Source organism: Microvirga roseola (assembly GCF_020866965.1).
Lineage (GTDB): Bacteria > Pseudomonadota > Alphaproteobacteria > Rhizobiales > Beijerinckiaceae > Microvirga > Microvirga roseola.
The window spans coordinates 20,393-46,524 of record NZ_JAJATX010000004.1 but is presented as its reverse complement, the minus strand read 5'-3'; the positions used below and the strand labels follow the sequence as shown (position 1 = coordinate 46,524).

The window sequence follows — 26,132 nt, the reverse complement described above, 5'->3', positions numbered from 1 at the left end:
TCAGGCCCGTCCTTCCGGCGAGATCACGTCGCGCAGGCCGTCGCCCGCGAGATTGATGGCAAAGATCAGCAGCGCGAGCGCCGTTCCCGGGATGGCGATGAGCCAGAACGAGAAGAACATGTAGGCCTTCGCCTCGGAGATCATGAGACCCCAGGACGGCAGCGGGGGCTGAACGCCGAGCCCCAGGAAGGAAAGCGCGGCTTCGAGCAGGATGGCGCTGGCGGCCTCGAGCGTGGCGACCACGATGAGGTGGGGCACGATGTTCGGCAGCACCTCCCCCACGATGATGCGGGTGGTCGAAGCGCCGGCGGCCTCCGCCGCCGCCACATAGTCGAGCGAGCGCACCTGCTGGGTGGCGCTTCGCATCACCACGGCGAAGCGGTCCCACTTGAGCAGGCCCAGCACCAGGATGACGATCCAGAGCGAACCGCCGACCATGGCCACGACGGCCAGCGCCACCAGGATCACCGGCATCGAGAGACGCGTGGTGACGAGGAAGGTCACGAGGAGATCGACCTTGCCGCCGAAATAGCCGGCCGCGAGGCCCATGGCGGTGCCGGTCAGGCCTGAAATGGCCACGACGCTGACGCCGATCAGCAGCGAGATCCGGGCCCCGTAGAGAACGCGGGACAGGTAGTCGCGACCGAGCTGGTCGGTGCCGAGCGGATGGAGCCAGGAGCCCTTCTCGTACCAGAACGGAGGCACGTTCCTCATGGCTAGGTTCTGCGCATAGGGATCATGCGGCGCGATCACCGGAGCCAGAAGCGCCAGCGCAACGATCACGGCCAGGATTCCGGCGCCGATCACGAAGGCCTTCTGGCCGAAGAAACGGCGGGCGAGCTTTCGACCGGCCGAGGGCTCCGGCACGGTGGGGAGGGAGAGAGCGGTGTCGGTCATGTCAGGCCACCCGGATGCGCGGATCGAGCCACGCGTTGGCGATGTCGGAGGCGAGCGTCAGCAGAACGTAGAGAACCGAGAGCAGCAGCACGATGATCTGCATCACCGGGAAGTCCTTGTACGTGATGCTCTGGTAGGCGAGGTAGCCGAGCCCATCGAGAGCGAAGATCGTCTCGATGACGACGGAGCCGCCGAGGAGGAACCCGAGCTGAACGGCGGTCAGGGCCACCACCGGAACGACGGCGTTGCGCAGGGCGTGCTTGAAGATGACCTTTCCGGCCGGCAGCCCCTTCGCCCGCGCGGTGCGGATGTAGTCTGCCGACAGGACCTCGATCATGCCGGCGCGGATGAGCCGCATGAAGGCCGGAGCCACGTAATAGCCCAGCGCAATCGTGGGCATGACGAAGTGCAGCCACGTTCCCGAGCCCGAGACCGGGAGCCAGCGCAGGGAGATCGAGAAGATCATCACCAGGATCAGGGCGAAGAAGAAGTTCGGCATCGCCTGACCGACGACCGCAATTCCGAGAGCCAGCCGGTCGATCCAGGTGTTCGGATAGACGGCGGCCAGAACGCCCAGCGGAATGGAAATCAGCAGCGCGAAGCCGAGCGCCGAGAAACCGAGGATGATCGTCGTCGGAAGCTTTTCGAGGACGAGTTTGCTGACCTCGGTCTTGAAGTAGATGGAGGTGCCGAAATCGCCCCTGATGGTCTGCCAGAGCCAGTCGAGATATTGAATGACCAGCGGCCGGTCGAGACCATAGGTCTGGCGGATGAGTCTCAGATCCTCGTCCTGGGCCCCCTCGCCCGCGATGGCGACGGCAATGTCGCCCGAAAGCCGGAGGAGGAAGAAGGCAATAATCGAGACCGCCAGCGCCACGAGGAGCGCCAGGCCAAGGCGTTTGAGAATATAGCCGATCACGGCGCTGCTCCGTGTTGACCCGCAATACGGGCCCACCTGCAAGGTCCGCCGCGACAGGCGCGGCCGGATTCCGGATTGTCTTGCTTCAGGCCTTCGTGGAGCGGTCCGGTGCGGGCCGCTCCATACCGAAGGCAGCCTGCCTTACTTCCAGGTCATTTCCCAGAAGCGCGGCAGCTCGTCCGGATAGGCTTTGAACGACAGATCCGACGTTGCGACATAATAGACTGGCAGCGAGTACAGCGGCACCGCATAGGCCTTGTCGGCGATGAGCTTCAGGGCGCCCTTGTAGGAGTCCTTTCGCACCTGCGGATCGACCGAGGTATTGCCCTTCATCAGAAGGTCGCGCACCTGCGAATCGCGGGTGATGTCCTCCGAGCGGAAGGCGAAGTAGTTCGGCGTCGAGGCCGAGACGTCGTTCACCGAGAAGGATCCCCAGGTCTGGTGCGTCAGCATCGCCTTGTTGCTGGCGACCTGCTCGCGCATCGCCGCATATTGCAGGAAGCGCAGGTTGGTCTTGATGCCGACGGCCTGGAGGTAGCCGATCAGGGCCTCAGTCTGGTTGCGCTCGCGATAGGCGAGAATGTCGAGGTTGAGCCCGTTGGCATAGCCGGCCTCGGCCAGAAGCTGCTTCGCCTTGGCCGGGTCATACGGATAACGCATCGCGCCCTCGTCGGTGCAGCCGAACTGCGAGGGGAAGCAGATGGTGTTGATGACGCGCGAACCCGATCCGACGATGTTCTTGACCATGCTCTCGCGGTCGATGGCATGGATGATGGCCTTGCGCACCCGCTCGTCCTTGAGCGCCGGAGCCGGCGAACCGTCGAGCAGGTTCATCTGCATGAACACGATGCGCATGGTCTCGCCCGAGACCACCTGAAGGGACGGCACGGCCTCAAGCTGGTCCGCCTGATCCTTCGGCACGTGCATGATGAAGTCGATGCCGTTGGAGATCACCTCCGCCATCTGGGTCTGGCGGTCGGGAATGAAGCGGATCTCGATCTTCGCGATCTTCGGCTGCGGCTTCGGCGAGTCCTTGAAGTACTGGTCATTCTTCTCGAGCGTGATCGACTTGCCGGGAACGTAGTTGGTGACCTTGTAGGGGCCCGATCCCACGGGCCTGTCGTTCTGTCCCTTCGGGCCGACCTTCTCGTAGTATTCATTCGGGTGCATCACGATGGGGCCAGCGAGATACTCGATGGCCGCCGGGAACACTTCCTTGGTCGTGAGACGGACCTTGTACTTGTCCAGCTTCTCCGCCTTCTCGATCCAGCTTACGTTATTCTGGGTGACGACCTTATTCTCGGGCTTGGAGATGAAGTTGAGCGTGTAGACGACGTCATCCGCATCGAACTCCTCGCCGTTGTGAAACTTCACGCCCTGGCGCAGGTCGAACTCGATGGTGCGGTCGTCGACCTGCTTCCAGGCGGTCGCCAGCTGGCCCTTGTATTCGTTGGTATTGGGATCGCGGTAGACCAGCGTATCCCAGACGTGCTGGCCGATGATGACGCCGATGCGCACGTTGTTGAAGTAAGGATCGACGCTCTCCGGCGCCTGATCGTAGGCGAAGCGGATGGTGTTGTCGGCCTTGCCCGCCAGCGCAGTGCCGGTGAATGCGACCGACACAAGGGCCGTGGAGGCCAAGCCGAGGAGAGCGGCTTTGTGCATGAACTTCATGTTTGGTCCTCTGGAGTTATGAATGTTGTTTTGTTTCTTGAAATCCGTGCTCGATTGTCGATTCGATCAACACACGAGACGGCAGCATATCGAATGTGCCAAGAGAGAGATCTTGCTTCCATAAGAATGATTCGAAAGGATCATTGCCTTTTCGGCAACGGACCAATCTCCCATCATGCAGCAATCCGCTTTGCGCTATTTTCTGGAGGTCGCCCGGACCGGATCGGTCAGCGCGGCCGCCGATCGGCTCCATGTGGCGGCATCGGCCGTCAGCCGGCAGATCTCGAAGCTGGAGGAGGAACTCGGATCGCCTCTCTTCGAGCGACGCTCGCGAGGCATGACGCTGACCCATGCAGGACGCCTGCTGGAATCCTATGCACAGCGGGCCACGCTGGAGAGCGATCAGATCGTCAGCGAGATCCGGGAGCTCAACAGCGCCACGCGCGGTCACATCCGCCTCGGCGTCACGGAAGGTCTCGCCGTCAGCTTCATTCCGGAAATGATCCACGCCTTTCGGACGGAGCGCCCCCAGGTTCTGTTCGATCTGAAGGTTCTGGCGCCCGGCGACGTGGTGCGCAGCGTTCAGGACGGCGAGGTCGATATCGGCATCAGCTTTTCGCTCTCACCGGATGGCGGGGTCAAGGTCCAGTGGCAGCAACCCATGCTGGCCTATGCCATTGCCAGCCCCGATCACCCCCTTGTCGGGCGCGGTCCCGTCTCGACGACGGAGCTCTTTGAGTATCCCATCGCCATTCTCGACGATGCGACGACGATCAAGAAGGTGCTCGACATATTCTGCGCCACCAAAGGCATCACGCTCGCGCCTGTCGTCAGCTCCACCAACATCGCCAGCCTCCTGAGCTTCTGCAGGCTGGGCGGCGCGATCACCTTCTCCACCTACATCTCGGTCCGCAGAGCGGTGCGCGACGGGCACATCGCCATCGTCCCCCTGAAAGAGACGAGCTTTCTCAAACGCAATTTGCAGATCCAGACCATGCTCGGCCGCACCCTGCCGCAGAGCGCACAGGACTTCATCGCCTTTGTGGTCTCGGAACTGCGGCGGCCGGAGGCGATCCGCCCTCCCCTTGCATGACCCATGCGGAAGATCGGAGTTCGGCCGTTGCACTGACAACGAAACTGCGCTCTGGGTAGAGTCAGACATGTCCTTTCGAACAGGAGACGACCGTTGAGCACGAATCTGGAAGCGCAAGTCCTTGAATGGCTCGCCAGCCAAAGACAGGCCATGATCGACCAGCTTCGCCTGCTCGTCGATACGGATAGCGGGAGCTACGACAAGGAGGGCGTCGACCGCGTCGGCGCGCATCTGCGCACGTTCCTCGAAGGAGCAGGCCTCACCTGCGAGACCTTTGTCAGTGAGCGTTACGGAGACGGGCTGCGGGCCACTCTCGGCACGCCCGACGAGCGGCAGAAGCCGATCCTGCTCATGGGACATCGCGATACGGTCTTCCCGAAAGGCGAGACAGGGCAACGGCCCTTCCGGATCGAAGATCATCTCGCCTACGGCCCGGGCGTCGCGGATATGAAGGCCGGCCTCGTGATGAACAGCTTTGTGCTGGCAGCCTTCGCCCGTTTCGGTGCCCCCGGTCCCATCGTCGGCCTCTACACGAGCGACGAGGAAATCGCCTCGCCCTCCTCACGCGCGCTCATCGAGCAGGAGGCGCGCCGCGCCCGCGCCGTCTTCAATGCGGAGCCGGGACGTCCGAGCGGCAATGTCGTGACCGGCCGCAAGGGCGGCGTGTTCATTCGGATGGAGATCCGCGGCGTTCCGGCCCATTCGGGCGTCAACTTCGAGCAGGGCGTCAGCGCCATCGAGGAGCTGTCGCGGAAGGTCACGGCGATCCACGCTCTGACCGATCTCGAGAAAGGCATCACCGTGAATGTCGGGCTCGTCTCGGGCGGGCAGTCGGTCAACACGGTTGCGCCGAACGCCCGGGCCGAGATCGACCTGCGCTACATCGAGCCGCAGGACCACTCCCGGATCGTTGGGCAGATCCAGGAGATCGTCGCCACGAGCTTCGTGCCCGGCACCTCCGCCGAGCTGGAGATCCTTGGCGAGTTCCTGCCTCTCGTTTCGACCGATGCCTCGCGGCAACTGTTCGCGCTCTATGCCGGCTGTGCGGAGCGCATCGGCCTCACGGTAGGGGAAGAGTTCACCGGAGGCTGTGCCGATTCCGGATTTGCCGCGGCGCTCGGCGTGCCCACCCTCTGCGCAACCGGCCCGTGCGGCGGCAAGGCTCACAGCCCCGACGAGTATCTGGAACTGGACACCCTCGTCCCCCGCGCCCAGGCGCTCGCGCTCTCGATCCTCGCCCTTGGCTCGCCCTGAAAGCGGTCCCCGGCTGGGCGGGAGCCATCCCCGGTTGAGGCAAGCGTGACAGTGTCCGGATGCCCGTGATATCGGGTGTCCCGGACCGGCTTCGTGCCGAACCGCTGGATTTCCGGCCCGCTCGGGAGCACGCTGCCTAGCGCGCACTCTTTTGAAGGACTTGCCTTGGACTGGGACAAGATCAGACTGTTCTATGAGGTCGCTGCGGCCGGGAGCTTTACCCGCGCAGGCGAGAAGCTCGGCCTCAACCAGTCCTCCGTCAGCCGGCAGATCAGCGCCCTTGAACACGACCTGAAGGTGCCCCTCTTCCACAGGCATGCCCGCGGGCTTCTCCTGACCGAGCAGGGCGAGATGCTCTACAACACGGCGCAGGACATTCGCCTGCGCCTCGACTCGATGCGCCAGCGCCTCACCGAGACGAGCGAGAGGCCGAGCGGGGTTCTCAAAGTGACGGCAACGGTCGGGATCGGCGGGATCTGGCTTGCCCAGCGCATCTCGGAGTTCCTCGATCTCTATCCCGAGGTGCATGTGGAGTTTCTGCTCACCAGCGACGAGTTGGATCTCGCCATGCGGGAGGCCGATATCGCGATCCGCCTGCGCCGCCCGGCCCAGCCGGACCTGATTCAGCGGCGCCTCTTCACCATTCACTACCATGCCTATGCCGCGCACAGCTATATCGAGCGGCATGGGGAGCCCGTGACGGTGGAGGATCTCGACCGGCACCACATCGTGTGCCTGGGCGGCGATCTGCCCTCCTTCATCCTCGACCTGCATCAGCTCACCACCTGGGGCCGCAATCCGAAGGACCCGCGGCCCAGCCGGCTCGTCGTCAATGACAGCCTGGCCCTGAGACAGGCCATCGAGACCGGCGCCGGCATCGGCATGGCTCCTGACTATGCCTTGGGCGGCAGTCCGGCCGTGAAGCAGGTCCTCAAGGACGTGGAGATGCCGACCCTCGACAGCTATCTCGTCTATCCGGAAGAAATGCGCTCCGTCGCCCGCGTCCAGGTGTTTCGCGACTTCCTCGTCGCCAAGGCGCAGCACTGGGCCTTCTAGCGCCTCAGCCCGCAGCCATCCGCCCGGCGGCCCCGAGGCGCTCATGGTCCGAAGCGAGACGCTCCACAATCAGCCATCTCTCCCAATCGGGCAGGATGCTCCATCGGGGATCGCTGACATGGGACAGGGCGAGCCGGTAGTGAAAGACCGGCCGCGGGCCGATCTTCTCATGGGACAGCACGGCGCGCACGCGCTCCTCGTCGAGATGGGCCAGAAGCGGCAGGAGATCGAGCGCCCGCCGCCGCGTCGGGTTGGCGGCAAGATAATCGTCCGCCAGAGTCTTGAGGTCGGGCCAGTAGTCCGGATCGAGAACGAGCTGCCTGTAGGCTGGCGGGTAATCCTGCGGCAGGACGTGAGCCAGCCACCATTTTCCCTGCGAGACCTCCTGCCTGATCCGGTCGCCGGTCAGGAGAAAGGCCTTGAGGAAGGCGGTCAGGGTCGCCGCATCGAGGCTCGGCGGATCGATGTTGAAGTGGAGGCTGAGCGAGTCCCACAGCACCGTTCCGTGGCCCCGCGCGCCAGCGCCGCGAAGGACGCCGACGATCTCGTCGACCTCGGGAAGCCGCGCGATGGGCATCGGACCGGTGATGAGTTCGCGAGGGACGACGGGAGAAAGCGCGGCGCCCAGCCACCGGGCCGCACCGGCGCCGAGCCGGATGCCGAGACCGGGGTGGCGTTCGGGATGGAGATACCGCAGGTCGGTTTCCACCGCGAGATCGCCCAGGCGGGTATTTCGGATCCTGAACGCGTTCGGGTCCTCCGCCTCGATAGAGCCGCCGAGATCACGCGCAATCGCCCCGGCGGCGCCTCTGGCGCTCGGCCCCAGGAACTCGAACTCGATCCCGACCCGCCGCAATGCGCCGCCTGAGGTCACCAGGACAGGAGGGCTGAGCGCCTCGGGTAAGCGGGAATCGTTGCTGTTCATCAGAGCCGGGAGATGGGGTTCGGACCGGCGAACCGCAATGCCGGGGACGCACCCTCGCACGGGCACATCTTGAGCAGATGTCCGCTTTTCCCGCAGCCCCTGAACAAAAGAGCGGCAGCCCGTGGATTGATGTGACCTGCCCTAGAGGTAGACTGGGATCGCTGTGGTGGTCTTCGACACGGCATACGCCTCAGCCGGGGTTTCAAGCGATCTCCCCTGGCTGAGGCGCCCAAGACCGCACACGGCTGCCATGGGAACGGCCAAATCCACGATACGGAGGGAGCGGGCGCGCACGGATGAACTGCCGCCCGCTTCCGCCTGTTCGATCAAGCCGCTTTGAGGTAGTCGCCGGGCGAAAGTTCGAGCACCAGCACCCCGATCTCGTCGCCCATGAGCGCGATGGCGTTCCGGGCAAGCCTGCGGAACTCCTCACGCAGGATCTCGGGCTCGCAATCCCAAGAATAACCATCCTCCTCGGCGTCGTAAAACGCGCGAGCGACAAGCTCTACCCGATAATCCATGATCTGCCCCGCCAATAAAGACGTCGTTCGTTTGTTGTTTGTCCTCGCTGCCGGGCGCATTCTTGGCTGCGCCCTAGGACGGCGAGGAATCATTCACATCCCGACTTTTAGAGATTGCTTGCCGGCGCACAATGTCTCGAAAGAGATATACCATAGCTCGAAAGAGGTAGGCTTGCGGGCATGAGGCCGGTCCGGCTACTGGGGACGGGCCGATCCGGGGAGCGCCATGCTGCTGATTTTCGATTGCGACGGAGTTCTGGTCGATTCCGAAACGCTCGCCTGCCAGATCGATGCGGAAATCCTGACCGAGATCGGCCTGCCCTATACGGCTCAGGACATCATGCGCCAGTTCGTCGGCGCGAGCCTGAAGGATATGGTCGCGCGCATCGAGGCGGAGCACGGCTGCACGCTGCCCGCCGATTTCGGGGAGAGGCTTAACCGCGAGCTTTTCTCCCGCTTCGAGACCGACCTGCAGCCTGTCGGCGGCGTGCGGGACGCAATCCTCACGCTCCCTTTCCAGCGCTGCGTCGCATCCTCCTCGGTCCCGGAGCGGATCGCCTTGTCACTGCGCGTGACGGGTCTCGCGGACCTGTTCGACCACGTTTTCAGCGCATCGGAAGTGGCGCGCGGCAAGCCGGCGCCCGACCTGTTCCTCCATGCAGCCCGGCGGATGGAGATTGCTCCCGAGGCCTGCCTGGTGATCGAAGACTCACCCGCCGGCGTCCAGGCTGCCCGCGCTGCCGGAATGCGCGTGATCGGCTTCACCGGCGGCGGCCATTGCGGACCGGAGCATGGGGAGAAGCTCCGGCACGCAGGCGCATCCATCATCGTCGGGCGGATGGCGGATCTGCCGGAGGTGGTGCGGACGCTGCCGTGAGGCGAGTTGCCGGTCCGCCTCAGCTTGAGGTGAGCGACATTCCCAGGCCGCGCGTGGGCCTGAAACCGAAGCGCTCGTAAAGGCTCTGGGCCCGTCGCGCGGCGATCAGGCTGATATAGGCGCTTTCGGGCGCATGCGCGTTCAGATGGGCGCCAGAGCGCTCACGATGCACTGGCCCAGGCCCTTGCCCCGATGCCCGGGATCGACCGCCACGTCGGTGACCTGAAAAAAGCAGCCGCCATCGCCGATGATGCGGCCCATCCCGACGACCGGACCTTCATGCCTCATGAGAACGCCGAACCACGTATTCGGCAGGCCGGCCGCTGCGGCCTCGGAGGAACGTTCGTCCAGGCCCGCGACACGACGCAGCCGCAGGTAATCGTCCACGTTCGGGACGCCTGCGGCGAGTTCACAATCAAGTGGCGCCATGATGGTCATGGCACCACTCTATTTCATGGACAGCACAGGGCAAGCCATCCTCCTCTGCAGGAGGATGGTCCAGCCTCACTCCGCCGCCTCAGCAACCGGAGCGGGCGGGGTCCATTTGAGGACCGGGCTGCGCGCGGCGCGGGTCTCGTCGAGGCGGCGGCGCGGGGCGTGATAGGGCGCGCCGGTGAAGCGCTCCTTGTCGTTGCCCGTCGTCGCGGCCATGGCGAGGTCGCGCAGGGTCGCGATGAAGAGGTCCAGCGACGCCTTCGATTCGGATTCCGTCGGCTCGATCAGCATCGCGCCATGCACCACCAGCGGAAAGTACATGGTCATCGGGTGATACCCCTCGTCGATCATCGCCTTGGCGATGTCGAGGGTGGTCACGCCCGTGTCCTTCAGCCACGCATCGTCGAACAGCACCTCGTGCATGCAGGGTTTGTTGCCGAAGGGCAGCGACATCAGGTCGGAGAGGCCCGCGCGGATGTAGTTGGCGTTGAGCACTGCGTCTTCCGACGCCTGCTTCATGCCGTCGGACCCATGCGAGAGCATGTAGGACAGCGCGCGCACATACATACCCATCTGGCCATGGAAGGCGGTCATGCGGCCGAAAGGCTTCTCCGCCGCATCCGTCTCGTGCTCCACCAGCTCGAAGCCCTCCTTGCCCGCGCGCACGAACGGCACCGGGGCGAAGGGGGAGAGGCGCTCGGAGAGCACCACCGGGCCGGAGCCCGGACCACCGCCGCCATGGGGCGTCGAGAAGGTCTTGTGCAGGTTGATGTGCATGGCGTCGACGCCAAGATCGCCCGGCTTCGCCTTGCCCACGATGGCGTTGAAGTTCGCGCCGTCGCAGTAGAAGTACGCGCCTGCATCGTGGATGGCCTTGGCGATCTCCGCCACCTGGGGCTCGAAGAGGCCGCAGGTGTTGGGATTGGTCAGCATGATCGCCGCGACATCGGGACCGAGGAGCTTCTTCACGTCCTCGACATAGACGTAGCCGTCATCGCGGGCCGGAACCGGCTTCACCACGAAGCCGATGAGAGCGGCCGTCGCCGGGTTCGTGCCGTGGGCGGAATCGGGCACCAGCACCACGTTGCGGGTCTTGCCCTCGCCCTTGGCCTCGATGGCGGCCTTGATCGCCATCATGCCGCAGAGCTCGCCATGCGCGCCGGCCTTCGGCGAGAGCGCCACGGCCGTCATGTTGGTGAGCGTCAGCAGATAGCGCCCGAGCTCGTTCATCAGCTCCAGCGCACCCTGCACGGTCGAGACCGGCTGCAGCGGATGGACGTCCGAGAAGCCCGGCAGGCGCGCCATGCGCTCGTTGAGGCGCGCATTGTGCTTCATGGTGCAGGAGCCGAGCGGGAAGAGGCCCGTGTCGATGCCGTAGTTCATCTGCGAGAGTCGAACGTAGTGGCGCATGGTCTCCGGCTCGGAGAGGCCCGGCAGGCCAATGGCCTCCTTGCGCTCCAGCCCGCCGAGGCGCGGCTTGAAATCGTCCGGCTCGTCGAGATCGACCCCGGTGGTGTCGTAGCGGCCGATCTCGAAGATCAGCGGCTCGATCTGCGCCAACGCCTTGTTGCCGGTGAAGGTCGGATGGCTTCCGGCGTCAGCGCCGGCGCGGCTGGCATCGCCCTGCAGGCGGGCAGCCTGATCGCCCATGCCGGCGGCGGGATCCGCCACGCCGTGGGCCTGAGGAGCGCTGGGACGTCCCTGGCGGTTCAACATCACAGGACCTCCTTCAGGGCGGCGACAAAGGCCGCGCGGTCATCATCGGTGTTCACTTCGGTGGAGGCTACGAGCAGCAGGTTGTCGAGGCCTGCCCCCGGCAGGAGGCGCGAGACGGGCACGCCCGCGAGAACGCCCTTCTCGGCCAGACGCTCGACCACTTCGGCGGCGGGCTGCGGGAGCTTCACGGTGAACTCGTTGAAGAAGGTTTTGTTGAGAACCTCCAAGCCCTTTACGCCGGAAAGCTGATCCGCCAGCTTCACTGCATTCGCATGATTGATGCGCGCGAGGCGCTTCAGGCCCGCTTCGCCCAGCAGCGTCATGTGAATGGTGAAGGCGAGGCAGCAAAGCCCTGAATTGGTGCAGATATTCGAGGTCGCCTTGTCGCGGCGGATATGCTGCTCGCGGGTCGAGAGCGTGAGCACGAAACCGCGGTTGCCGTTCGCATCCACCGTCTCGCCGCAGAGGCGGCCAGGCATCTGGCGGATGTACTTAGACTTGGCGGCGAAGAGGCCGACATAAGGTCCGCCGAAGTTCAGCGCGTTGCCGATGGACTGTCCCTCACCCACCACGATGTCCGCGCCCATGCTTCCGGGCGACTGCAGGAGGCCGAGCGACACGGCCTCCGTGAAGACAGCGACGAGCAGCGCGCCGTGCTGGTGCGCCTTCTCGGCGATGGGCTTCAGGTCGCGTACATTGCCGAACACGTCCGGCGACTGCACGACGACGCAGGACGTGCTGTCGTCGATCTGCGAGAGGATGTCTTCCGTACCGCCCACATCCGCCTTCATGGCGACGACCTCGTCGCTCGCCATCTCGGAGAGGGTCTGCACCACGTCCACGTAATGGGGATGCAGGCCGCCCGAGAGCACGGCCTTGCGGCGCTTCGTGACGCGATGCGCCATGAGCACCGCCTCGCCCGTGCCGGTGGAGCCGTCATACATGGAGGCGTTCGCCACCTCCATGCCGGTGAGCGCGGCGACCTGGGTCTGGAACTCGAACAGGTACTGCAGCGTGCCCTGCGCGATCTCCGGCTGATACGGCGTGTAGCTCGTCAGGAACTCGGAGCGCTGGATCAGGTGATCGACGGTCGCGGGCACATGGTGCTTGTAGGCCCCGGCGCCGACGAAGAACGGCACGGAGGAGGCCGAGATGTTCTTCGCGGACATGCGGGAGAGGATGCGCTCCACCTCCAGCTCGCCCTTGCGGCGGGGCAGATCGACCGGCTCCTTGAGGAGCAGGTTTTTCGGCACATCGGCGAAAAGATCGTCGACGGCCTTGACGCCGATCCGCGCGAGCATCTCGCCGCGGTCGGTATCGGATAAGGGAAGGTAACGCATAAGACGGTCCTGGCTTATTTGTTCTGCGGTATCCCGAGAACCCTGTTTCGATAGCCCAACCACTGGTCGAGCCCTTTTGACAAAATCGCTTCAAGAACTTCGGCGTTCTCGATGATGGTGACAGGCGGAAAATCGTCGTAGGCAATAGGGATATCCCGACTCTCTATTAGCTGAAGGAAAACCTCTCCTTCCATGGTTGGGGCAATGATCCATGGAACATGAGCGGCCATGTCATAGATGACGCGACAGGTATCCTTGAGGGATCCATCGCGCGGAATCGCTGTGGCGGAGGTCACGTCCCTCTCAAGGGACGGCCCGTACCACTCGATGCGCAAATCATTTGGCCCCTCGATATCCTCGACCGCCACCTTCAAGGTCTTACCTTCTGGTGTGACATGCTCGATCACGTTCTTGCGAACAATTCGCGCACCATGTCGGGCTAAAACTTCCCCGAGAACCCGCTGGACTTCGGCAGTACTTTTGGATTGCGTTGCATCAATCAAATGTATGTCGAAGCTCATGCGGATCGCCTTTTCGTCAGTGTGAGGGAAGACCCGCCACCACGATCTCCGTCAGGACGGAATTCGCGATGAAGCATTCCTTATGGGCGAGATGATGCATCTCGGCGATCTGCTCCGGCGTCGGCCGCTTCTCGCCGGAGAACTCGACTGCCGGATCGAGAGTGACCTTCGAGATGAAGAGCCTGCCGTTGGCGTTCGGGGTCATGACGCCGAGCGCCTGGTCCTCATAGCGATCGATCACGAAGCGCTTCTTGGCGGCGATGGAGAGGAAGGTGAGCATGTGGCAGCTGGAGACAGCCGCCACGAAAGCCTCTTCCGGATCGACCGCCTCCTCCCGCGAGAGCGGCAGCGGCACGACGGAGGGCGATGCGGAGCCAGGGACTTCGATGCCGCCATCGAAGGACCAGAGATGGCCGCGGCTGTAGCGGTTGTCGGAGAAAGCCTCCTCAGCCCCGCGCGTCCAGCGGATCGTCGCCTTGTATTCGTGCGTCATGGCCGCTGAGCCCTCAGGAGATGGACTTCAGGAATTCCTGGTACTGCTCTTCAGTCATGAGATCGTTGAGCTCGCCCTCGTCCTTCACGCGGATCTTCATGAACCAGCCGCGGCCGGCCGGGTCCTCGTTGACGGTGCCGGGAGAGGATTCGAGATCGCTGTTCACCTCCACCACCTCGCCGGAGACGGGCGCATAGACTTCGCTTGCGGCCTTCACGCTCTCGACGACGGCGGCTTCCGCTCCCTTGGCGAGGCTCTTGCCCACGCCCGGCAGCTCCACATAGACGACGTCGCCGAGCTGCGACTGCGCGTAGTCGGAAATACCGACCGTGCCGGTATCGCCTTCGAGGCGGATGTATTCGTGATCCTTGGTATAGCGCGTGGTCATGGTTGTCCCCCTGGAATCTTAGCGCTTGTAACGGTGAGGTGCGAAAGGCATGGCCGCGACCTTGGCCGGGATCGGCTTGCCGCGCACCACGAGATGAAGATCCGTTCCCACAGCGGAAACGTCCTTCGCCACATAACCCATGGCGACGGGGCCGTTCACGGTCGGCCCGAAGCCGCCGGAGGTCACGATGCCGACCTCGCGCCCGTCGGGCGTGGTGATGACGGCGCCCTCGCGGGCCGGCGCACGGCCTTCCGGCCTGATGCCGACGCGGACGCGGGCGGGCCCCTCCTTGATCTCGCGCTGGACGCGCTCGGCTCCCGGAAAGCACCCCTCCTCCCGGCGGCGCTTCTGGATCGACCAGATCAGGCCGGCCTCGATGGGCGAGGTCGTGGTGTCGATGTCGTGGCCGTAGAGGCAGAGGCCCGCCTCGAGGCGCAGGGAATCGCGCGCGCCGAGGCCGATGGGCTTCACTTCCGGATCGGCGAGCAGCTTGTTCCAGAGCTTTGCCGCGTCCTCCGCCTTGCAGGAAATCTCGAACCCGTCCTCGCCCGTGTAGCCGGAACGGGAGAGATGGCACCAGGTGCCGTCGATCTGCACGTCGGCGGACATCATGAAGGCGAGATCCGCCGTCTCGGGCGCGAGCTTGGCGAGGACGCCCGCGGCGGACGGACCCTGGAGCGCCATGAGCGCGAGGCCGTCCTTGCGCTGCAAGGTCACGCCCTCGGGCAGCCGCGCCTGGATGTGGGCGTAGTCGGCCTCCTTCATGGAGGCGTTGACGACGAGGTAGAGCCAGCCCTCGTGGCCGGGGGCCCCGAGGCGGGTGACCATGAGGTCGTCGAGGATGCCGCCGTCATCGGCGAGGAGCTGCGAATACCGCTGCTGATTGGGCTTCAGGTTCAGCACGTCGGCGGGGATGAGCGCCTCGAGCGCCCTGGCCGCCGTCTCGTGGCTCTTGTCCTCGGCCACGAGGAAGGCCTGGCCCATGTGGGAGACGTCGAACAGGCCCGCATGCTCGCGGGTCCAGTTATGCTCGGTCAGGATGCCGGTGGGGTACTGCACCGGCATGTCGTAGCCGGCGAAGGGCACCATGCGGGCGCCGAGGGCTACATGCTCGGCATGAAGCGGGGTTTGCAGGAGCGGCTCGTCGCTATGCGCAGGCTCGGCCATCAGGTTCCCTCAAAGGTGCGCGTTTCATCGGACCTTGCGGCCCGTTGCTGTGCGCCCCCTCTGTCCCGAGACCTGAGAGATTTCCCCAATGCCAAAGGCAAAAGGTTACGCCCGTCGGTGGGCGACGCTATGAAGCGTCGCCGCTTTCCAGAGTGCCAGCTCCCGCGCGGTCCTTTGGCCTGAGCGTTTCCGGGGCGGTTGCGCCTTCGGCGCCGGACCCGAGGTCCGGTCTCTTCCGCGGGGATCAGCGGCTGATCCACCTCTGAAGAGGAATTGCGATCCTGTCAATAAAGCACGCCGCCGCAACAGGCCTCCTCCCGCTTTAATTGACGGCAGCCCTCCGAAGCCGCATCTTGGGACCATCTGTCACAGAAGGGGAGACACGCGGCCCGATCCGGTCGGCAGCTCCTGACATCGTTGCTCGAACTGATCATCGCTCTGGCTCTCGTCGCCCTCAACGGCGTCTTCGCGCTCTCGGAACTCGCCATCGTCTCAGCCCGCCGCCCCCGCCTTAAGGCTATGGCGGAACAGGGCCGCTCCGGCGCCGGCACGGCCCTGGCGCTCATGGAGGATTCGGGCCGGTTCCTTTCCACGGTCCAGATCGGAATCACCCTCGTCGGAATCCTGGCGGGCGCCTTCTCGGGCGCGGCGCTCGGAGCCCGGCTGACGAGGATTTTCCTGGATCAGGGCATGCCGGAGGGCGCGGCCGAGCCCCTCGGTTACGGCCTCGTCATCGGGCTCATCACCTATCTTTCGATCGTCATCGGCGAACTCGTTCCCAAGCAGCTCGCCCTGCGCCATCCGGAGAGCACCGCCTGCGCGGTCGCGCCGATGATGCTGGTCATTTCCAAGGTTGCAGCCCCGGCGGTCTGGCTGCTCAACGCCTCCACCCGCCTCATCTTCGGCCTGTTCGGCCCCGCTACGGGAAACGAGGCGACGGTCACGGAAGAGGAGATCAAGATGCTCGTCGGCGAGGCCGAGAGCGCGGGCGTGATCGAGGAGGAGGAGCGCCGGATGATCGCAGGCGTGCTGCGCCTCGGTGACCGGCCGGTCCGGGGCCTCATGACGCCCCGCACAGATGTGGACCGCATCGATCTAGACGACGACCTGGAGGCGATCCGGACGCTCCTGATCGAGACCCCGCATTCCCGGCTGCCGGTGAGCGAGGGAACGCCCGACAACGTCATCGGCGTCGTCCAGTCGCGGGAACTTCTGGCCGCCATGCTCTCGGGCGAGGAGTTCAACATCCGCGACCACGTCCGGCAGGCCCCGGTCGTGCCGGACACCCTCTATGCCCTTGATGCCCTTGCGGTTTTGCGCGACGCCGAGGTGCCGATGGCCCTCGTCCACGACGAGTACGGCCATTTCGAAGGCGTCGTGACCCCGGCGGACGCCCTGGAAGCCATTGTCGGCGCGTTCCGCGCCGACGCGGAAACGCCGGATCCCGATGCCGTGCGCCGGAGCGACGGCTCATGGCTGCTCGCGGGCTCCATGCCGGTGGACGAGATGGCCGAGGTCCTGGGCGTCATCCTACCCGAGCCGCGCAGCTACCACACGGTCGGCGGGCTGGTGATCAGCGAGATCCAGCACCTGCCGAATACGGGCGAGCATGTGGACGCCCTCGGATGGCGCTTCGAGGTGGTGGATCTGGACGGCCGCCGGATCGACAAGGTCCTCGCCATTCCCCTCAACCAGAGGGCCGGCTCCGCAGCCATCCTTGCGTAAAGGGACTTCAGCCCTGGCGGCCCGCGAGGCCGACCTCGATCTCGAAGTTGTTGGCGTTGGCGGCGGGGACAACGATCCCCTCTTCAACGACCGTGAAGCTTGCCTGGGTGTCGTTGGGCGGGATCGCCACCGCCATCCGGCGCGAGCGGTTGGCGAAGACGGTGGAGCCCTTCTTGACCATGATGCGGACCGGCACGTCGTAGCGCCCCGGCGAGCCGCCGGCGCCGAGGAGCGCCCGGCCCTGGACCCCGATCTTGACCAGGGTGGAGCCGTCAGGCTGGCCCACGCATTCCCGGGCGAGCTGGCCGAGGGCGACCTGGCTGCGCAGGGCCCCCGCGTCTCCGGCACGGCCGCCCGCATAGACCTGAAGGGCCGCCCCGCCTTCGGTAATGGTCACGGGCGGGCAGTAGACGTCCTCGATCACCGCCGACTGGGCGGGCGGCAGGCTCGTCCCGGCCGTCAGCAGCATGTCTCCCACGCCCATCCCGCCCTCGCCGGGCGTGTTGCACCCGGCCAGAACCGAGACCCCGAGCAGAGCCACGGCCCAGCCGGCCTTTGCGCCAAATCCGTTACGCATGGTGTCCCCCAACTCTTCTTCAGCCCTTACGGCAGTGCGTCGAACCCGGCGGCGAACCCGTTCAGCGACACGGGAATCCCGATCCCCTCCTCCGGCGTCTGGAAGACGATGAAGGTGGCCGACTTGCCGGTTTTCATCTGCTCGATGAGCGCGTCCTCCATCACGACTTCGGCGACGCAGCCCGCGGCCAGACAGCGCACGAATCCGACGCGGCCGATATCCGTGTCGTCGATCTTGAGGCCCAAGCCCGACGGCAGGAGAATACCCAGAGGCGCGACCACGCGCAGGTGCCGGGTCACGCCATCGGCATTTTTCAACACAATAATGACGAGGGTAATGTTGGGGCGGTCCTCCGCCACCACGTTCTGCACGAGGGCGCACTGCTCGGCCGTCGCCCCCGCCGGGGTTTCACAGCGCATCTGCCAGTCGCCGAACGTGTTCTTGACCATGCCCTGGGCATTGGCGGCGCCGGTCGCGGACAGGGTCCACAGCCCGAGCATGAGCGCCCCATAACGAACCCATCGTGACACGCCCATCGGTCTCTCCCTTCCTGAGCCCTTTGCAGGGCAGCGGCCTGGCCGCTCCGATCCAATCTCTATTGGGCCCGTTCGGACCATGGCAGGGGCCGGAATGTCAAGCGAGACGCGACAATCGGGGCCTCAAAGCGGTTTTTGGCGGTTATGACGCACAGATTGCGACGTATGTACCGTTGCGCTTGTGCGCGTCCTGTGATCTTTGACGCAGATCAAAAAGGTGGTGGCGCAGGCCGGGCACCCAATTCCGCACGCCTGCACCTTCCCCCGATGCTTTCGTGGCCGCTGGCCACCATATCTAGGAGCTTTGGAACGCCAATGCGGATCGAGACAGGACTTCGATCGGTGACTGCCCTCTCCACGGCCGCGGTCGCATTTGTATTGGGCATAAGTGCGGCATGGGCCGGCACTGGCCAGCCCACCCCCTGGGAAACGGGCATGCAGGAGATGGTCACGGAGGTCGGGCAGGGCGTCGCCAACTTCCACACCTATCTCGTCTGGCTGATCGCAGCAGTCTGCCTTTTCGTTCTTGCGCTGATCCTCGTGATCGTCGTGCGCTTCAACGAGCGCAAGCACCCGGTCCCCTCGCGCACCACGCACAACACCCTCCTGGAGGTCGGCTGGACCATCATCCCGGTGCTCATCCTCGTCGCCATCGCGATTCCCTCCTTCCGCCTGCTGCGTCTCCAGCTCGTTCCCCCGCAGGCCGACGTGGTGGTGAAGGTGACCGGCTATTCCTGGTACTGGGGCTACGAGTACCCTGAGGATCAGGGCGGCTTCCGGTTCGATTCGAACATGATCACCGAGACCAGCGCCCTGAAGCCGGATCAGCCCAGGCTGCTCGGCGTCGACAACGCCATGGTGGTGCCGGTGGGCAAGGTCGTCCTCCTTCAGGTCACCGCGGCGGACGTGATCCACGCCTTCGCGCTGCCGTCCTTCGCCGTGAAGATCGACGCCATTCCCGGCCGCCTGAACCAGACCTGGTTCAAGGCCGACAAAGAAGGCGTCTATTACGGCCAGTGCTCGGAGCTCTGCGGTAACGGTCACCCCTACATGCCGATCGAAATCCGCGTTGTCAGCGAGCAGCAATATGCCGCCTGGCTGGCCGAGGCGAAGGAGCGCTATGCTGCCACCGACGGCTCATCTCTGCTCAAGCTCGCAACCGCTCAGTAATCTGGAACAAGGACCATAGAGGTCTCATCATGGCACATGCAGCTGATGCCGCTCATGCGGATCACCACGATACCCCGACCTTCTGGCGGCGGTGGTTCTATTCCACGAACCACAAGGATATCGGCACTCTCTACCTCATCTTCGGCTTCACGGCGGGTATCGTCGGCGGTCTGCTCTCGATCGCCATGCGGCTGGAGCTTCAGGATCCCGGCTTGCAGTGGTTCGCCAATCCGCAGGCCTACAACGTCTTCGTGACGGGCCACGGCCTCATCATGGTCTTCTTCATGGTGATGCCCACCCTCATCGGCGGCTTCGGCAACTGGTTCATCCCGATCATGATCGGCGCGCCGGACATGGCCTTCCCGCGGATGAACAACATCTCGTTCTGGCTCACCGTCTCGGCCTTCGCCCTGATGCTCTGTTCGCTCTTCGTCGAGGGCGCTCCGGGCTCGCTGGGCTTCGGCGGCGGCTGGACGGTCTATCCGCCGCTCTCGACCACCGGCCATCCTGGCCCGGCGCTCGACTTCGGCATCCTAGCCCTGCACCTTGCCGGTGCGGCCTCGATCCTCGGTGCGATCAACTTCATCACCACGATCCTCAACATGCGCGCTCCGGGCATGACGCTGCACAAGATGCCGCTCTTCGCCTGGGCCATGCTGGTCACCGCGTTCCTGCTGCTCCTGTCGCTCCCGGTTCTTGCCGGTGCGATCACGATGCTGCTCACCGACCGTAACTTCGGCACGACCTTCTTCGAGCCGTCGGGCGGCGGCGACCCGGTGCTCTACCAGCACCTGTTCTGGTTCTTCGGTCACCCCGAAGTGTACATCATGATCCTGCCGGCCTTCGGCATCGTCAGCCACATCATCTCCACCTTCTCGCGCAAGCCGATCTTCGGCTATCTCGGCATGGCCTACGCCATGGTGGCGATCGGCGTGGTCGGCTTCGTCGTGTGGGCGCACCATATGTACACGGTCGGCCTGTCGCTTCAGACGCAGGCCTACTTCGTGTTCGCCACCATGGTGATCGCGGTGCCGACGGGCGTGAAGATCTTCTCGTGGCTCGCCACCATGTGGGGCGGCTCCATCCGCTTCACGGCGGCCATGTACTGGTCGGTAGGATTCATCTTCCTGTTCACGGTCGGCGGCGTCACCGGCGTCGTGCTCGCGAACGCTCCGGTCGACCGCTACATGCACGACACCTATTACGTGGTGGCCCACTTCCACTACGTGCTGTCCCTCGGCGCGGTGTTCATCATCTTCGCCGGCATGTACTACTGGTTCCCGAAGATCACGGGCTACATCATGCCCGAGTGGATCGGCAAGCTGCACTTCTGGGTCGCCTTCATCGGCTCCAACGTGCTGTTCTTCCCGATGCACTTCCTGGGCCTCTCCGGCATGCCGCGCCGCTATGCGGACTATCCGGACGCCTTCGCGGGCTGGAACCTCGTGTCCTCGATCGGCGGCTACATCTTCTTCGCCGGGCTGTTCATCTTCATCTTCGGCGTGGTGTACGCATTCGTCCGCAAGGAGCAGGCTGGCGCTAATCCGTGGGGTGAGGGTGCGACCACCCTGGAGTGGACCCTGTCCTCTCCCCCGCCCTACCACCAGTTCGAGACCCTGCCGCGCATTGCGGATACGGGCCACTAAGACGAAGCGGCCGGGCGGCGTCACGCCGCCCGCCTCTCCCCCGAGGGCTTGGTACAACCCAAGCCTTCCGGCGAGGGGCTTACGATCGTGGAGCCTGGAACGAGCGTCCGGGTGTTTCAGAAGATCAGCGAGTATTATGAATACCGTATCGAACAGCTTGACCGACAGCCGCACCGAAAGCCTCGCCAACGGCGGGCTTTCCCAGGGCGAGGTGTCCGACTTTTTCGCTCTCCTGAAGCCGCGAGTGATGTTCCTCGTCGTGTTCACGGCGCTCGTCACCATGGTCGTGGTGCATCCGGACGTTCACCCCGTCCTGGCCCTGGTGTCCCTTCTGATGATCGCCGTCGGCGGCGGAGCGTCGGGATGCCTGAACATGTGGTGGGACGCGGATATCGACGCCGTGATGACCCGCACGCGCAAGCGGCCGATTCCTGCCGGCAAGATCCAGCCGGGCGAGGCCCTGGCCTTCGGCACGATCCTCTCCGTCGGCTCGGTGATCGTGCTGGGGCTCGCCAGCAACTGGCTCGCCGCGGGACTGCTCGCCTTCACCATCTTCTTCTACGTCGTCATTTATTCCATGTGGCTGAAGCGATCGACGCCGCAGAACATCGTGATCGGCGGCGCGGCCGGCGCCCTGCCCCCCATAGTGGCGCAGGCGGCGGTGAGCGGTCATGTCGGCCTCGAGGGGCTGATCCTCTTCGCGATCATCTTCATCTGGACGCCCCCGCATTTCTGGGCGCTGGCTCTGGTGAAGTCGGGCGACTACGAGCGCGCGGGCATTCCCATGATGCCGAACGTGGCCGGTCCCGATTCGACCCGCACGCAGATCCTCGCCTACACCCTGCTCCTCGCTCCCCTGGGGATGAGCCCGGTCTTCTTCGGCTTCGGCGGCCTGGCCTATGCCATCATCTCGCTCGTCGGCGGGCTCGGCATGCTCGCGCTGGCCGTCCAGGTCTACCGCCTGCGCAAGGGCGAGCCGGCCATGCGGGTGGCCCAGCAGCTCTTCGGCTTCTCGATCCTGTACCTCTTCCTGCTCTTCGCGACGCTGCTCGCGGAGCATGGCCTCGGCTTCTTCAGGCCGGTTCTCGGGTGAGATCATGGTGGACCAGAAACCTCCGTCCGGCCTGACCCCCGAAGAGCAGAAGCGCCGCCGCAATCGCTCAGTGGCGCTGGCGCTGGTTCTCGGCGCGCTCGTGCTGATCTTCTACGTGGTGACCATGGCGAAGTTCGGCCCCCAGATCCTGCAACGCCCCCTGTGAGGATGCCATGACGGCGACACCGGACGTCCAACGGAAGATGCAGCGCACGGCCGTCGCCTGCGCCGGCCTTGTCGTGGGCATGGTCGGCCTCGCCTATGCGTCCGTGCCGCTCTACGATCTCTTCTGCAAGGTGACGGGCTTCGGCGGCACGCCGATCGCCCGGGCGGAGAACGGGTCTCAGGTGCTGGACCGGACCATCGCCGTCCGCTTCGACGCCAATGTCGCGCCGGGCCTCAGCTGGCGCTTCTCGCCCGAGACCCCGGAGATCAAGGTCAGGCTCGGCGAGACCACGACCGTCCTCTACAAGGTCACCAACACAAGCGACAAGCCGGCCACGGGCATCGCCACCTACAACGTGCAGCCCGACCTGGCCGGCACCTATTTCTCGAAGCTCGAATGCTTCTGCTTCACCGAACAGACCCTGCAGCCGGGCGAGACCCTGGAATCGGCGGTCGTGTTCTACGTGGATCCCCGCCTCGCGCAGGATCCCGACGTGAAGGACCTCAGTTCCATCACCCTCTCCTACACCTACTTCCCTTCCAAGGGGGGACAGCCGGTGGCGGAGGCGACCTCATCAACCAGGACCACCACTCAATAAGGGACGTGACAAGCTGGACTGAAACGTCTTAAAGCGAGCACACCTTCGAGGTACGGAGACGACACGAAATGGCCGAGGCCCACGCCAAAAATCACGACTACCACATTCTCGAACCGAGCCCGTGGCCGCTCATCGGCTCGCTCAGCGCCTTCCTCATGGCGTCCGGTTTCGTGACCTGGTGGAAGGACATCAACATCGCCGGGATGGATATCGGCGCCTACATTTTCGGCGCAGGCATCATCGGCGTGCTCTACACCATGATCAGCTGGTGGAGCGACGTGGTGCGCGAGGCCAATACCGGCTTCCACACCCGCGTCGTCCAGCTCCATCACCGCTACGGCATGATCATGTTCATCGCCTCCGAGGTGATGTTCTTCGCCGCGTGGTTCTGGGCCTATTTCGACGCCGCCCTCTATGCCAACGACCCGCAGCTTTATTCGCGCGTCGAGGCGCTCGGCGGCGTGTGGCCGCCCCGCGGCATCGAGACCTTCGATCCCTGGCACCTGCCGCTGCTCAACACCCTGATCCTGCTCACCTCGGGCACCACGGTCACCTGGGCGCACCACGCGCTCCTGGAGAACGACCGCCAGGGCCTCAAGGCGGGCCTGTGGCTGACGATCATCCTCGGCTTCATCTTCAGCTGCGTCCAGGCCTACGAGTACAGCCACGCGACCTTCGGCTTCAGCGGCAACATCTACGGCGCAACCTTCTTCATGGCGACGGGCTTCCACGGCGCGCACGTGATCATCGGCACGATCTTCCTGGCCGTGTGCCTGCTGCGCGCCTATCGTGGCGACTTCACGCCCCAGCAGCATCTCGGCTTCGAGTTCGCCGCCTGGTACTGGCACTTCGTCGACGTGGTGTGGCTCTTCCTCTTCGCCGCCATCTACGTGTGGGGCTACGGCGGACCGGTGGCCGGCGCTGCGCACTGACGCCGCTCATCGCAACAACTCAACAAGGGCGGCTCTCAGGAGCCGCCCTTCGTTTTTGCCCACCGGATCACCATCTGTCGGGCAGCCACGGCCTGAAGGAAGCCTCTGGAGAATCGTCTTGGCCCAGGATCATTCGGCACCCTCCCCCGTCATCACGGGCCTAAAAGGTCTGTGCCCCCGCTGCGGGAAGGGATACCTGTTCAAGGGTTTTCTCTCGGTACGGCCCTCCTGCGAAGTCTGCGGTCTCGACTTCGCCTTCGCAGACTCCGGCGACGGGCCCGCCTTCTTCGTCATGTCCATCGTGGGCATCGTGGTGGTGGCGCTCGCCCTCTGGGTCGAGTTCGCCTATGAGCCGCCGATCTGGCTCCACCTCGTCCTGTGGTCGGCCCTGAGCATCGTGCTGAGCCTCCTCCTCGTCCGTCCCTCGAAGGGCGTCCTGGTCGCCCTACAATACCACCACAAGGCGGAAGAAGGACGCTTCGAGAAGTGACACGGCCCGTCAGCGTCCATCCCGGACGGTCGCTCCTCCTGCCCGGTCTCGCCGCGCTCGTCGCTCTCGCCATCCTGATCGGGCTCGGCACCTGGCAGCTCGAGCGCTTGGCCTGGAAGGAGAACCTGATCTCCCAAATCGAAACTCGCGCCTATGGCGAGCCGGGCGATATCGTCGCGGAAGCGGAATGGCCGGCCTGGAGCGCGGAACGGGACGAGTTCAGGAAGGTGCGGGTCACCGGCACCTTCCTGCATCCTTATGAAACTCCCGTCTACGGCCTTGCTCCCGGCTCCCAGCGGGGCTCGCCCGCTCAAGGGTATTACCTGCTGACGCCCCTGCGGCTCCCGGGCGGGGCCATCGTCACGGTCAACCGGGGCTTCGTGCCGATGGAGCTGAAGGACCCGGCCACACGGCCGGGAAGCCAGCCTGCGGGCGAGGTGACCGTAACCGGCCTGGTGCGCGCGCCGGAGGCGGAAACCCTGTTCACGCCTGAGAACGATCCTGCCCGCAACACGTGGTTCCTGCGGGATCCGCAGACCATTGCCCAGGCCCATGGCCTGGAGCGGGTCGCCCCTTTCCTGATCGATGCGGACGCCACCCCCAATCCCGGCGGCTGGCCGAAGGGCGGGCAGACCCCGCTGAGCCTGCCCAACAACCACCTGCAATATGCCGTCACCTGGTTCGGGATTGCGCTCACCCTGATCGGCGTCTTCACGGCCTTCGCTTGGCGGCGGGTGAAGGGACCGGTCTCAGGGGAGCTGAAATAGGAAGAAGAAGCCGAAGCCGAGGATCACCAGCCCCGCGCTGACCACCTTGGCGATGAAGAGCGGCCTCAGCAGCGACTGCGTCTCGGCATGTCGCTCCGCGCGTTCCGCATGGCCCATCCTCTCCCGCGCCCTGAACTGATCCGCATAGAGGGAGGTGGTCATGTAGTTGCTCACCGCCCCATCCTTCTCCAGCTCGACTCGCTGGACGATGACTCCGATGATGAGCCCCAGGATACCGAGCCCAAGGAAGCCCACGATCAGGAAAGCGCCGAGCGCGATCCCCGCCAGCACGCCCACCAGGATGGGAAGCAGGATCCAGTCGGTTCGTGTCATGCGCATCGGTCCGGACCTCCGCATCGGGACGAGCTTGGCATCTTGCCCGCGACACTGTACCATAGCGTCCATGTTCACGCTCGTCATGACCGTAACCCATCTCACGATGCGCCTTGCAGGGCGCACGGGAGAGGTTTTGCGCGTTTAGAAGCGTGAACATTCTTCCGAAGCCCTGCGGAGACGAGCAGGGCTTCGAGAGTTCCGTTCGCCTCCGCCTTTTCCAAGGAGAGCGACATGGACACCGAATCCGAACCACCCCAACCTGCCGATGACATCATCATCCGCGCAACTAGGCCCGATGACTGTGAGGGCATCGCCGCGCTTGGCGACCTGCCCGGCTACCGCCGGGGCACCCTGCGCCTGCCCTACCAGACGCCCGAGGCGACGCGGAAATGGATCGAGAACAATCCGCCCGGAAACCCAAGCCTCACGGTGGAATGCAAGGGCCGCATCATCGGAAATGGCGGTTTCGAGCGCCTGCAGGGACGGCGCGCCCACGTGGCTTATCTGGGCATGGGCCTGCACGATGACTTCCGCGGCCGGGGCATCGGCTCCCGGCTCCTGCGCGAACTCATCATGATCGCCGACGACTGGCTCAACCTGAAGCGGATTGAGCTGACGGTTTATGTCGACAATGCGCCCGCCATCGCGCTCTACAAGCGCAACGGTTTCGAGATCGAGGGCACCCACAAGGCCTTCGCCTTCCGGGAAGGCGCCTTCGTCGACGCCTATGGCATGGCGCGGGTGAAACCTTGAGCCGCAGAGCACCGGTTGCGGCTTGCCGCAACCGGTCGTCGCGCCTAATGTCCCGCCGACTTTCAGG

General features: G+C 64.8%; 29 protein-coding genes and 1 riboswitch. Of the genes, 14 read left to right on the top strand and 15 right to left on the bottom strand.

The features are described 5' to 3' along the window. The 3 genes from LG661_RS04225 to LG661_RS04215 form a co-directional block, all read right to left on the bottom strand. Complete coding sequence (locus LG661_RS04225) at positions 1-897, bottom strand: ABC transporter permease (RefSeq protein WP_230530620.1); 897 nt, start codon at positions 895-897, stop codon at positions 1-3. A gap of 1 nt (position 898) precedes the next feature. After that, a complete protein-coding gene (locus tag LG661_RS04220) occupies positions 899-1,816 on the bottom strand; it encodes an ABC transporter permease (RefSeq protein WP_230530619.1) in 918 nt (305 codons plus the stop codon). Positions 1,817-1,957: 141 nt separating this feature from the next. Then, positions 1,958-3,490 carry an ABC transporter substrate-binding protein gene (locus tag LG661_RS04215; protein WP_230530618.1) on the bottom strand — a complete coding sequence of 511 codons (1,533 nt, stop codon included), beginning with the start codon at positions 3,488-3,490 and terminating at the stop codon, positions 1,958-1,960. A 175-nt stretch (positions 3,491-3,665) separates the two neighbouring features. On the opposite strand from LG661_RS04215, the gene LG661_RS04210 reads away from it, so the two are divergent. The 3 genes from LG661_RS04210 to LG661_RS04200 all read left to right on the top strand — a co-directional run bounded on the left by LG661_RS04210 (position 3,666) and on the right by LG661_RS04200 (position 6,893). Next, positions 3,666-4,583: a LysR family transcriptional regulator gene (locus tag LG661_RS04210; RefSeq protein WP_230530617.1), complete on the top strand. Its 918-nt coding sequence runs from the start codon at positions 3,666-3,668 to the stop codon at positions 4,581-4,583. Positions 4,584-4,733: 150 nt separating this feature from the next. Beyond that, positions 4,734-5,837 carry a M20 family metallopeptidase gene (locus LG661_RS04205; RefSeq protein ID WP_230530757.1) on the top strand — a complete coding sequence of 368 codons (1,104 nt, stop codon included), beginning with the start codon at positions 4,734-4,736 and terminating at the stop codon, positions 5,835-5,837. 165 nt (positions 5,838-6,002) lie between these two features. Then, the gene (locus LG661_RS04200) at positions 6,003-6,893 is read left to right on the top strand and encodes a LysR family transcriptional regulator (RefSeq protein WP_230530616.1); all 891 of its coding nucleotides are present in this window, start codon (positions 6,003-6,005) and stop codon (positions 6,891-6,893) included. A 4-nt stretch (positions 6,894-6,897) separates the two neighbouring features. Here LG661_RS04200 and LG661_RS04195 read toward each other — a convergent pair whose 3' ends face one another. Both LG661_RS04195 and LG661_RS04190 read right to left on the bottom strand, forming a co-directional pair. Then, a complete protein-coding gene (locus tag LG661_RS04195) occupies positions 6,898-7,878 on the bottom strand; it encodes an amidoligase family protein (protein ID WP_230530615.1) in 981 nt (326 codons plus the stop codon). 266 nt (positions 7,879-8,144) lie between these two features. Further along, positions 8,145-8,339 (bottom strand): hypothetical protein, encoded by a 195-nt coding sequence (locus tag LG661_RS04190; protein ID WP_230530614.1) that lies wholly within the window; start codon positions 8,337-8,339, stop codon positions 8,145-8,147. A 226-nt stretch (positions 8,340-8,565) separates the two neighbouring features. Here LG661_RS04190 and LG661_RS04185 point away from each other — a divergent pair, with 226 nt between their 5' ends. After that, positions 8,566-9,216 carry an HAD family hydrolase gene (locus tag LG661_RS04185; RefSeq protein WP_230530613.1) on the top strand — a complete coding sequence of 217 codons (651 nt, stop codon included), beginning with the start codon at positions 8,566-8,568 and terminating at the stop codon, positions 9,214-9,216. 141 nt (positions 9,217-9,357) lie between these two features. Here LG661_RS04185 and LG661_RS04180 read toward each other — a convergent pair whose 3' ends face one another. The 7 genes from LG661_RS04180 to gcvT form a co-directional block, all read right to left on the bottom strand. After that, positions 9,358-9,654, bottom strand: coding sequence for a GNAT family N-acetyltransferase (locus LG661_RS04180; RefSeq protein ID WP_322098835.1), 297 nt, complete (start codon positions 9,652-9,654; stop codon positions 9,358-9,360). Between the two features lie 66 nt (positions 9,655-9,720). Beyond that, positions 9,721-11,367 carry an aminomethyl-transferring glycine dehydrogenase subunit GcvPB gene (gcvPB, locus tag LG661_RS04175; protein WP_407666643.1) on the bottom strand — a complete coding sequence of 549 codons (1,647 nt, stop codon included), beginning with the start codon at positions 11,365-11,367 and terminating at the stop codon, positions 9,721-9,723. Next, positions 11,367-12,707 (bottom strand): aminomethyl-transferring glycine dehydrogenase subunit GcvPA, encoded by a 1,341-nt coding sequence (gene gcvPA, locus LG661_RS04170; protein ID WP_230530612.1) that lies wholly within the window; start codon positions 12,705-12,707, stop codon positions 11,367-11,369. The genes gcvPB and gcvPA overlap by 1 nt, the downstream gene beginning before the upstream one ends. Before the next feature lie 14 nt (positions 12,708-12,721). Next, entirely contained in the window at positions 12,722-13,228 is a 507-nt protein-coding gene (locus LG661_RS04165; RefSeq protein WP_230530611.1) for a hypothetical protein, read from the bottom strand. Positions 13,229-13,244: 16 nt separating this feature from the next. Then, positions 13,245-13,721, bottom strand: coding sequence for an OsmC family protein (locus tag LG661_RS04160; protein ID WP_230530610.1), 477 nt, complete (start codon positions 13,719-13,721; stop codon positions 13,245-13,247). A gap of 13 nt (positions 13,722-13,734) precedes the next feature. After that, complete coding sequence (gene gcvH, locus LG661_RS04155; RefSeq protein ID WP_230530609.1) at positions 13,735-14,109, bottom strand: glycine cleavage system protein GcvH; 375 nt, start codon at positions 14,107-14,109, stop codon at positions 13,735-13,737. 18 nt (positions 14,110-14,127) lie between these two features. Further along, positions 14,128-15,276, bottom strand: coding sequence for a glycine cleavage system aminomethyltransferase GcvT (gene gcvT / locus LG661_RS04150; protein WP_230530608.1), 1,149 nt, complete (start codon positions 15,274-15,276; stop codon positions 14,128-14,130). A gap of 157 nt (positions 15,277-15,433) precedes the next feature. Beyond that, positions 15,434-15,524, bottom strand: a riboswitch (glycine riboswitch). A 169-nt stretch (positions 15,525-15,693) separates the two neighbouring features. On the opposite strand from gcvT, the gene LG661_RS04145 reads away from it, so the two are divergent. Next, positions 15,694-17,001: a hemolysin family protein gene (locus tag LG661_RS04145; protein ID WP_230530607.1), complete on the top strand. Its 1,308-nt coding sequence runs from the start codon at positions 15,694-15,696 to the stop codon at positions 16,999-17,001. Positions 17,002-17,008: 7 nt separating this feature from the next. On the opposite strand, the gene LG661_RS04140 is transcribed toward LG661_RS04145, so the two are convergent. Further along, positions 17,009-17,578: a hypothetical protein gene (locus LG661_RS04140; protein ID WP_230530606.1), complete on the bottom strand. Its 570-nt coding sequence runs from the start codon at positions 17,576-17,578 to the stop codon at positions 17,009-17,011. 26 nt (positions 17,579-17,604) lie between these two features. Continuing rightward, positions 17,605-18,078: an invasion associated locus B family protein gene (locus LG661_RS04135; protein ID WP_230530755.1), complete on the bottom strand. Its 474-nt coding sequence runs from the start codon at positions 18,076-18,078 to the stop codon at positions 17,605-17,607. A gap of 351 nt (positions 18,079-18,429) precedes the next feature. Here LG661_RS04135 and coxB point away from each other — a divergent pair, with 351 nt between their 5' ends. The 8 genes from coxB (at position 18,430) to LG661_RS04095 (ending at position 24,976) form a co-directional block, all read left to right on the top strand. Further along, positions 18,430-19,284 (top strand): cytochrome c oxidase subunit II, encoded by an 855-nt coding sequence (gene coxB / locus LG661_RS04130; RefSeq protein WP_230530605.1) that lies wholly within the window; start codon positions 18,430-18,432, stop codon positions 19,282-19,284. A 29-nt stretch (positions 19,285-19,313) separates the two neighbouring features. Next, the gene (gene ctaD, locus LG661_RS04125; RefSeq protein ID WP_230530604.1) at positions 19,314-20,930 is read left to right on the top strand and encodes a cytochrome c oxidase subunit I; all 1,617 of its coding nucleotides are present in this window, start codon (positions 19,314-19,316) and stop codon (positions 20,928-20,930) included. Positions 20,931-21,066: 136 nt separating this feature from the next. Further along, on the top strand, positions 21,067-22,023 hold the full coding sequence (locus tag LG661_RS04120; protein ID WP_230530603.1) for a heme o synthase: 957 nt from the start codon (positions 21,067-21,069) through the stop codon (positions 22,021-22,023). A 7-nt stretch (positions 22,024-22,030) separates the two neighbouring features. Then, the gene (locus LG661_RS04115; protein ID WP_230530765.1) at positions 22,031-22,189 is read left to right on the top strand and encodes a hypothetical protein; all 159 of its coding nucleotides are present in this window, start codon (positions 22,031-22,033) and stop codon (positions 22,187-22,189) included. Between the two features lie 7 nt (positions 22,190-22,196). Further along, positions 22,197-22,787, top strand: a complete 591-nt coding sequence (locus LG661_RS04110) for a cytochrome c oxidase assembly protein (RefSeq protein ID WP_230530602.1) — start codon at positions 22,197-22,199, stop codon at positions 22,785-22,787. Between the two features lie 68 nt (positions 22,788-22,855). Continuing rightward, positions 22,856-23,719 (top strand): cytochrome c oxidase subunit 3, encoded by an 864-nt coding sequence (locus LG661_RS04105; protein WP_230530601.1) that lies wholly within the window; start codon positions 22,856-22,858, stop codon positions 23,717-23,719. A 118-nt stretch (positions 23,720-23,837) separates the two neighbouring features. Continuing rightward, positions 23,838-24,209, top strand: coding sequence for a DUF983 domain-containing protein (locus LG661_RS04100; RefSeq protein WP_230530600.1), 372 nt, complete (start codon positions 23,838-23,840; stop codon positions 24,207-24,209). Beyond that, positions 24,206-24,976 (top strand): SURF1 family protein, encoded by a 771-nt coding sequence (locus tag LG661_RS04095; RefSeq protein ID WP_230530599.1) that lies wholly within the window; start codon positions 24,206-24,208, stop codon positions 24,974-24,976. The genes LG661_RS04100 and LG661_RS04095 overlap by 4 nt, the downstream gene beginning before the upstream one ends. On the opposite strand, the gene LG661_RS04090 is transcribed toward LG661_RS04095, so the two are convergent. Beyond that, entirely contained in the window at positions 24,959-25,315 is a 357-nt protein-coding gene (locus LG661_RS04090) for a hypothetical protein (protein WP_230530598.1), read from the bottom strand. The genes LG661_RS04095 and LG661_RS04090 overlap by 18 nt on opposite strands. 228 nt (positions 25,316-25,543) lie before the next feature. Between LG661_RS04090 and LG661_RS04085 the strand changes: the two genes are divergently transcribed. Beyond that, on the top strand, positions 25,544-26,065 hold the full coding sequence (locus LG661_RS04085) for a GNAT family N-acetyltransferase (RefSeq protein WP_230530597.1): 522 nt from the start codon (positions 25,544-25,546) through the stop codon (positions 26,063-26,065). Positions 26,066-26,132: the final 67 nt, after the last annotated feature.

What these genes read in the sequence shown, in the direction of transcription:
- LG661_RS04225 (WP_230530620.1), bottom strand. Translation starts at nt 897, where the DNA reads ATGACCGACACCGCTCTCTCCCTCCCCACCGTGCCGGAGCCCTCGGCC.
- LG661_RS04215 (WP_230530618.1), bottom strand. Translation starts at nt 3,490, where the DNA reads ATGAAGTTCATGCACAAAGCCGCTCTCCTCGGCTTGGCCTCCACGGCC.
- LG661_RS04210 (WP_230530617.1), top strand. Translation starts at nt 3,666, where the DNA reads ATGCAGCAATCCGCTTTGCGCTATTTTCTGGAGGTCGCCCGGACCGGA.
- LG661_RS04205 (WP_230530757.1), top strand. Translation starts at nt 4,734, where the DNA reads ATGATCGACCAGCTTCGCCTGCTCGTCGATACGGATAGCGGGAGCTAC.
- LG661_RS04190 (WP_230530614.1), bottom strand. Translation starts at nt 8,339, where the DNA reads ATGGATTATCGGGTAGAGCTTGTCGCTCGCGCGTTTTACGACGCCGAG.
- LG661_RS04185 (WP_230530613.1), top strand. Translation starts at nt 8,566, where the DNA reads ATGCTGCTGATTTTCGATTGCGACGGAGTTCTGGTCGATTCCGAAACG.
- LG661_RS04180 (WP_322098835.1), bottom strand. Translation starts at nt 9,654, where the DNA reads ATGACCATCATGGCGCCACTTGATTGTGAACTCGCCGCAGGCGTCCCG.
- gcvPB (WP_407666643.1), bottom strand. Translation starts at nt 11,367, where the DNA reads ATGTTGAACCGCCAGGGACGTCCCAGCGCTCCTCAGGCCCACGGCGTG.
- gcvPA (WP_230530612.1), bottom strand. Translation starts at nt 12,707, where the DNA reads ATGCGTTACCTTCCCTTATCCGATACCGACCGCGGCGAGATGCTCGCG.
- LG661_RS04165 (WP_230530611.1), bottom strand. Translation starts at nt 13,228, where the DNA reads ATGAGCTTCGACATACATTTGATTGATGCAACGCAATCCAAAAGTACT.
- LG661_RS04160 (WP_230530610.1), bottom strand. Translation starts at nt 13,721, where the DNA reads ATGACGCACGAATACAAGGCGACGATCCGCTGGACGCGCGGGGCTGAG.
- gcvH (WP_230530609.1), bottom strand. Translation starts at nt 14,109, where the DNA reads ATGACCACGCGCTATACCAAGGATCACGAATACATCCGCCTCGAAGGC.
- gcvT (WP_230530608.1), bottom strand. Translation starts at nt 15,276, where the DNA reads ATGGCCGAGCCTGCGCATAGCGACGAGCCGCTCCTGCAAACCCCGCTT.
- LG661_RS04140 (WP_230530606.1), bottom strand. Translation starts at nt 17,578, where the DNA reads ATGCGTAACGGATTTGGCGCAAAGGCCGGCTGGGCCGTGGCTCTGCTC.
- LG661_RS04135 (WP_230530755.1), bottom strand. Translation starts at nt 18,078, where the DNA reads ATGCTCGGGCTGTGGACCCTGTCCGCGACCGGCGCCGCCAATGCCCAG.
- coxB (WP_230530605.1), top strand. Translation starts at nt 18,430, where the DNA reads ATGCGGATCGAGACAGGACTTCGATCGGTGACTGCCCTCTCCACGGCC.
- ctaD (WP_230530604.1), top strand. Translation starts at nt 19,314, where the DNA reads ATGGCACATGCAGCTGATGCCGCTCATGCGGATCACCACGATACCCCG.
- LG661_RS04120 (WP_230530603.1), top strand. Translation starts at nt 21,067, where the DNA reads ATGAATACCGTATCGAACAGCTTGACCGACAGCCGCACCGAAAGCCTC.
- LG661_RS04110 (WP_230530602.1), top strand. Translation starts at nt 22,197, where the DNA reads ATGACGGCGACACCGGACGTCCAACGGAAGATGCAGCGCACGGCCGTC.
- LG661_RS04105 (WP_230530601.1), top strand. Translation starts at nt 22,856, where the DNA reads ATGGCCGAGGCCCACGCCAAAAATCACGACTACCACATTCTCGAACCG.
- LG661_RS04090 (WP_230530598.1), bottom strand. Translation starts at nt 25,315, where the DNA reads ATGCGCATGACACGAACCGACTGGATCCTGCTTCCCATCCTGGTGGGC.
- LG661_RS04085 (WP_230530597.1), top strand. Translation starts at nt 25,544, where the DNA reads ATGGACACCGAATCCGAACCACCCCAACCTGCCGATGACATCATCATC.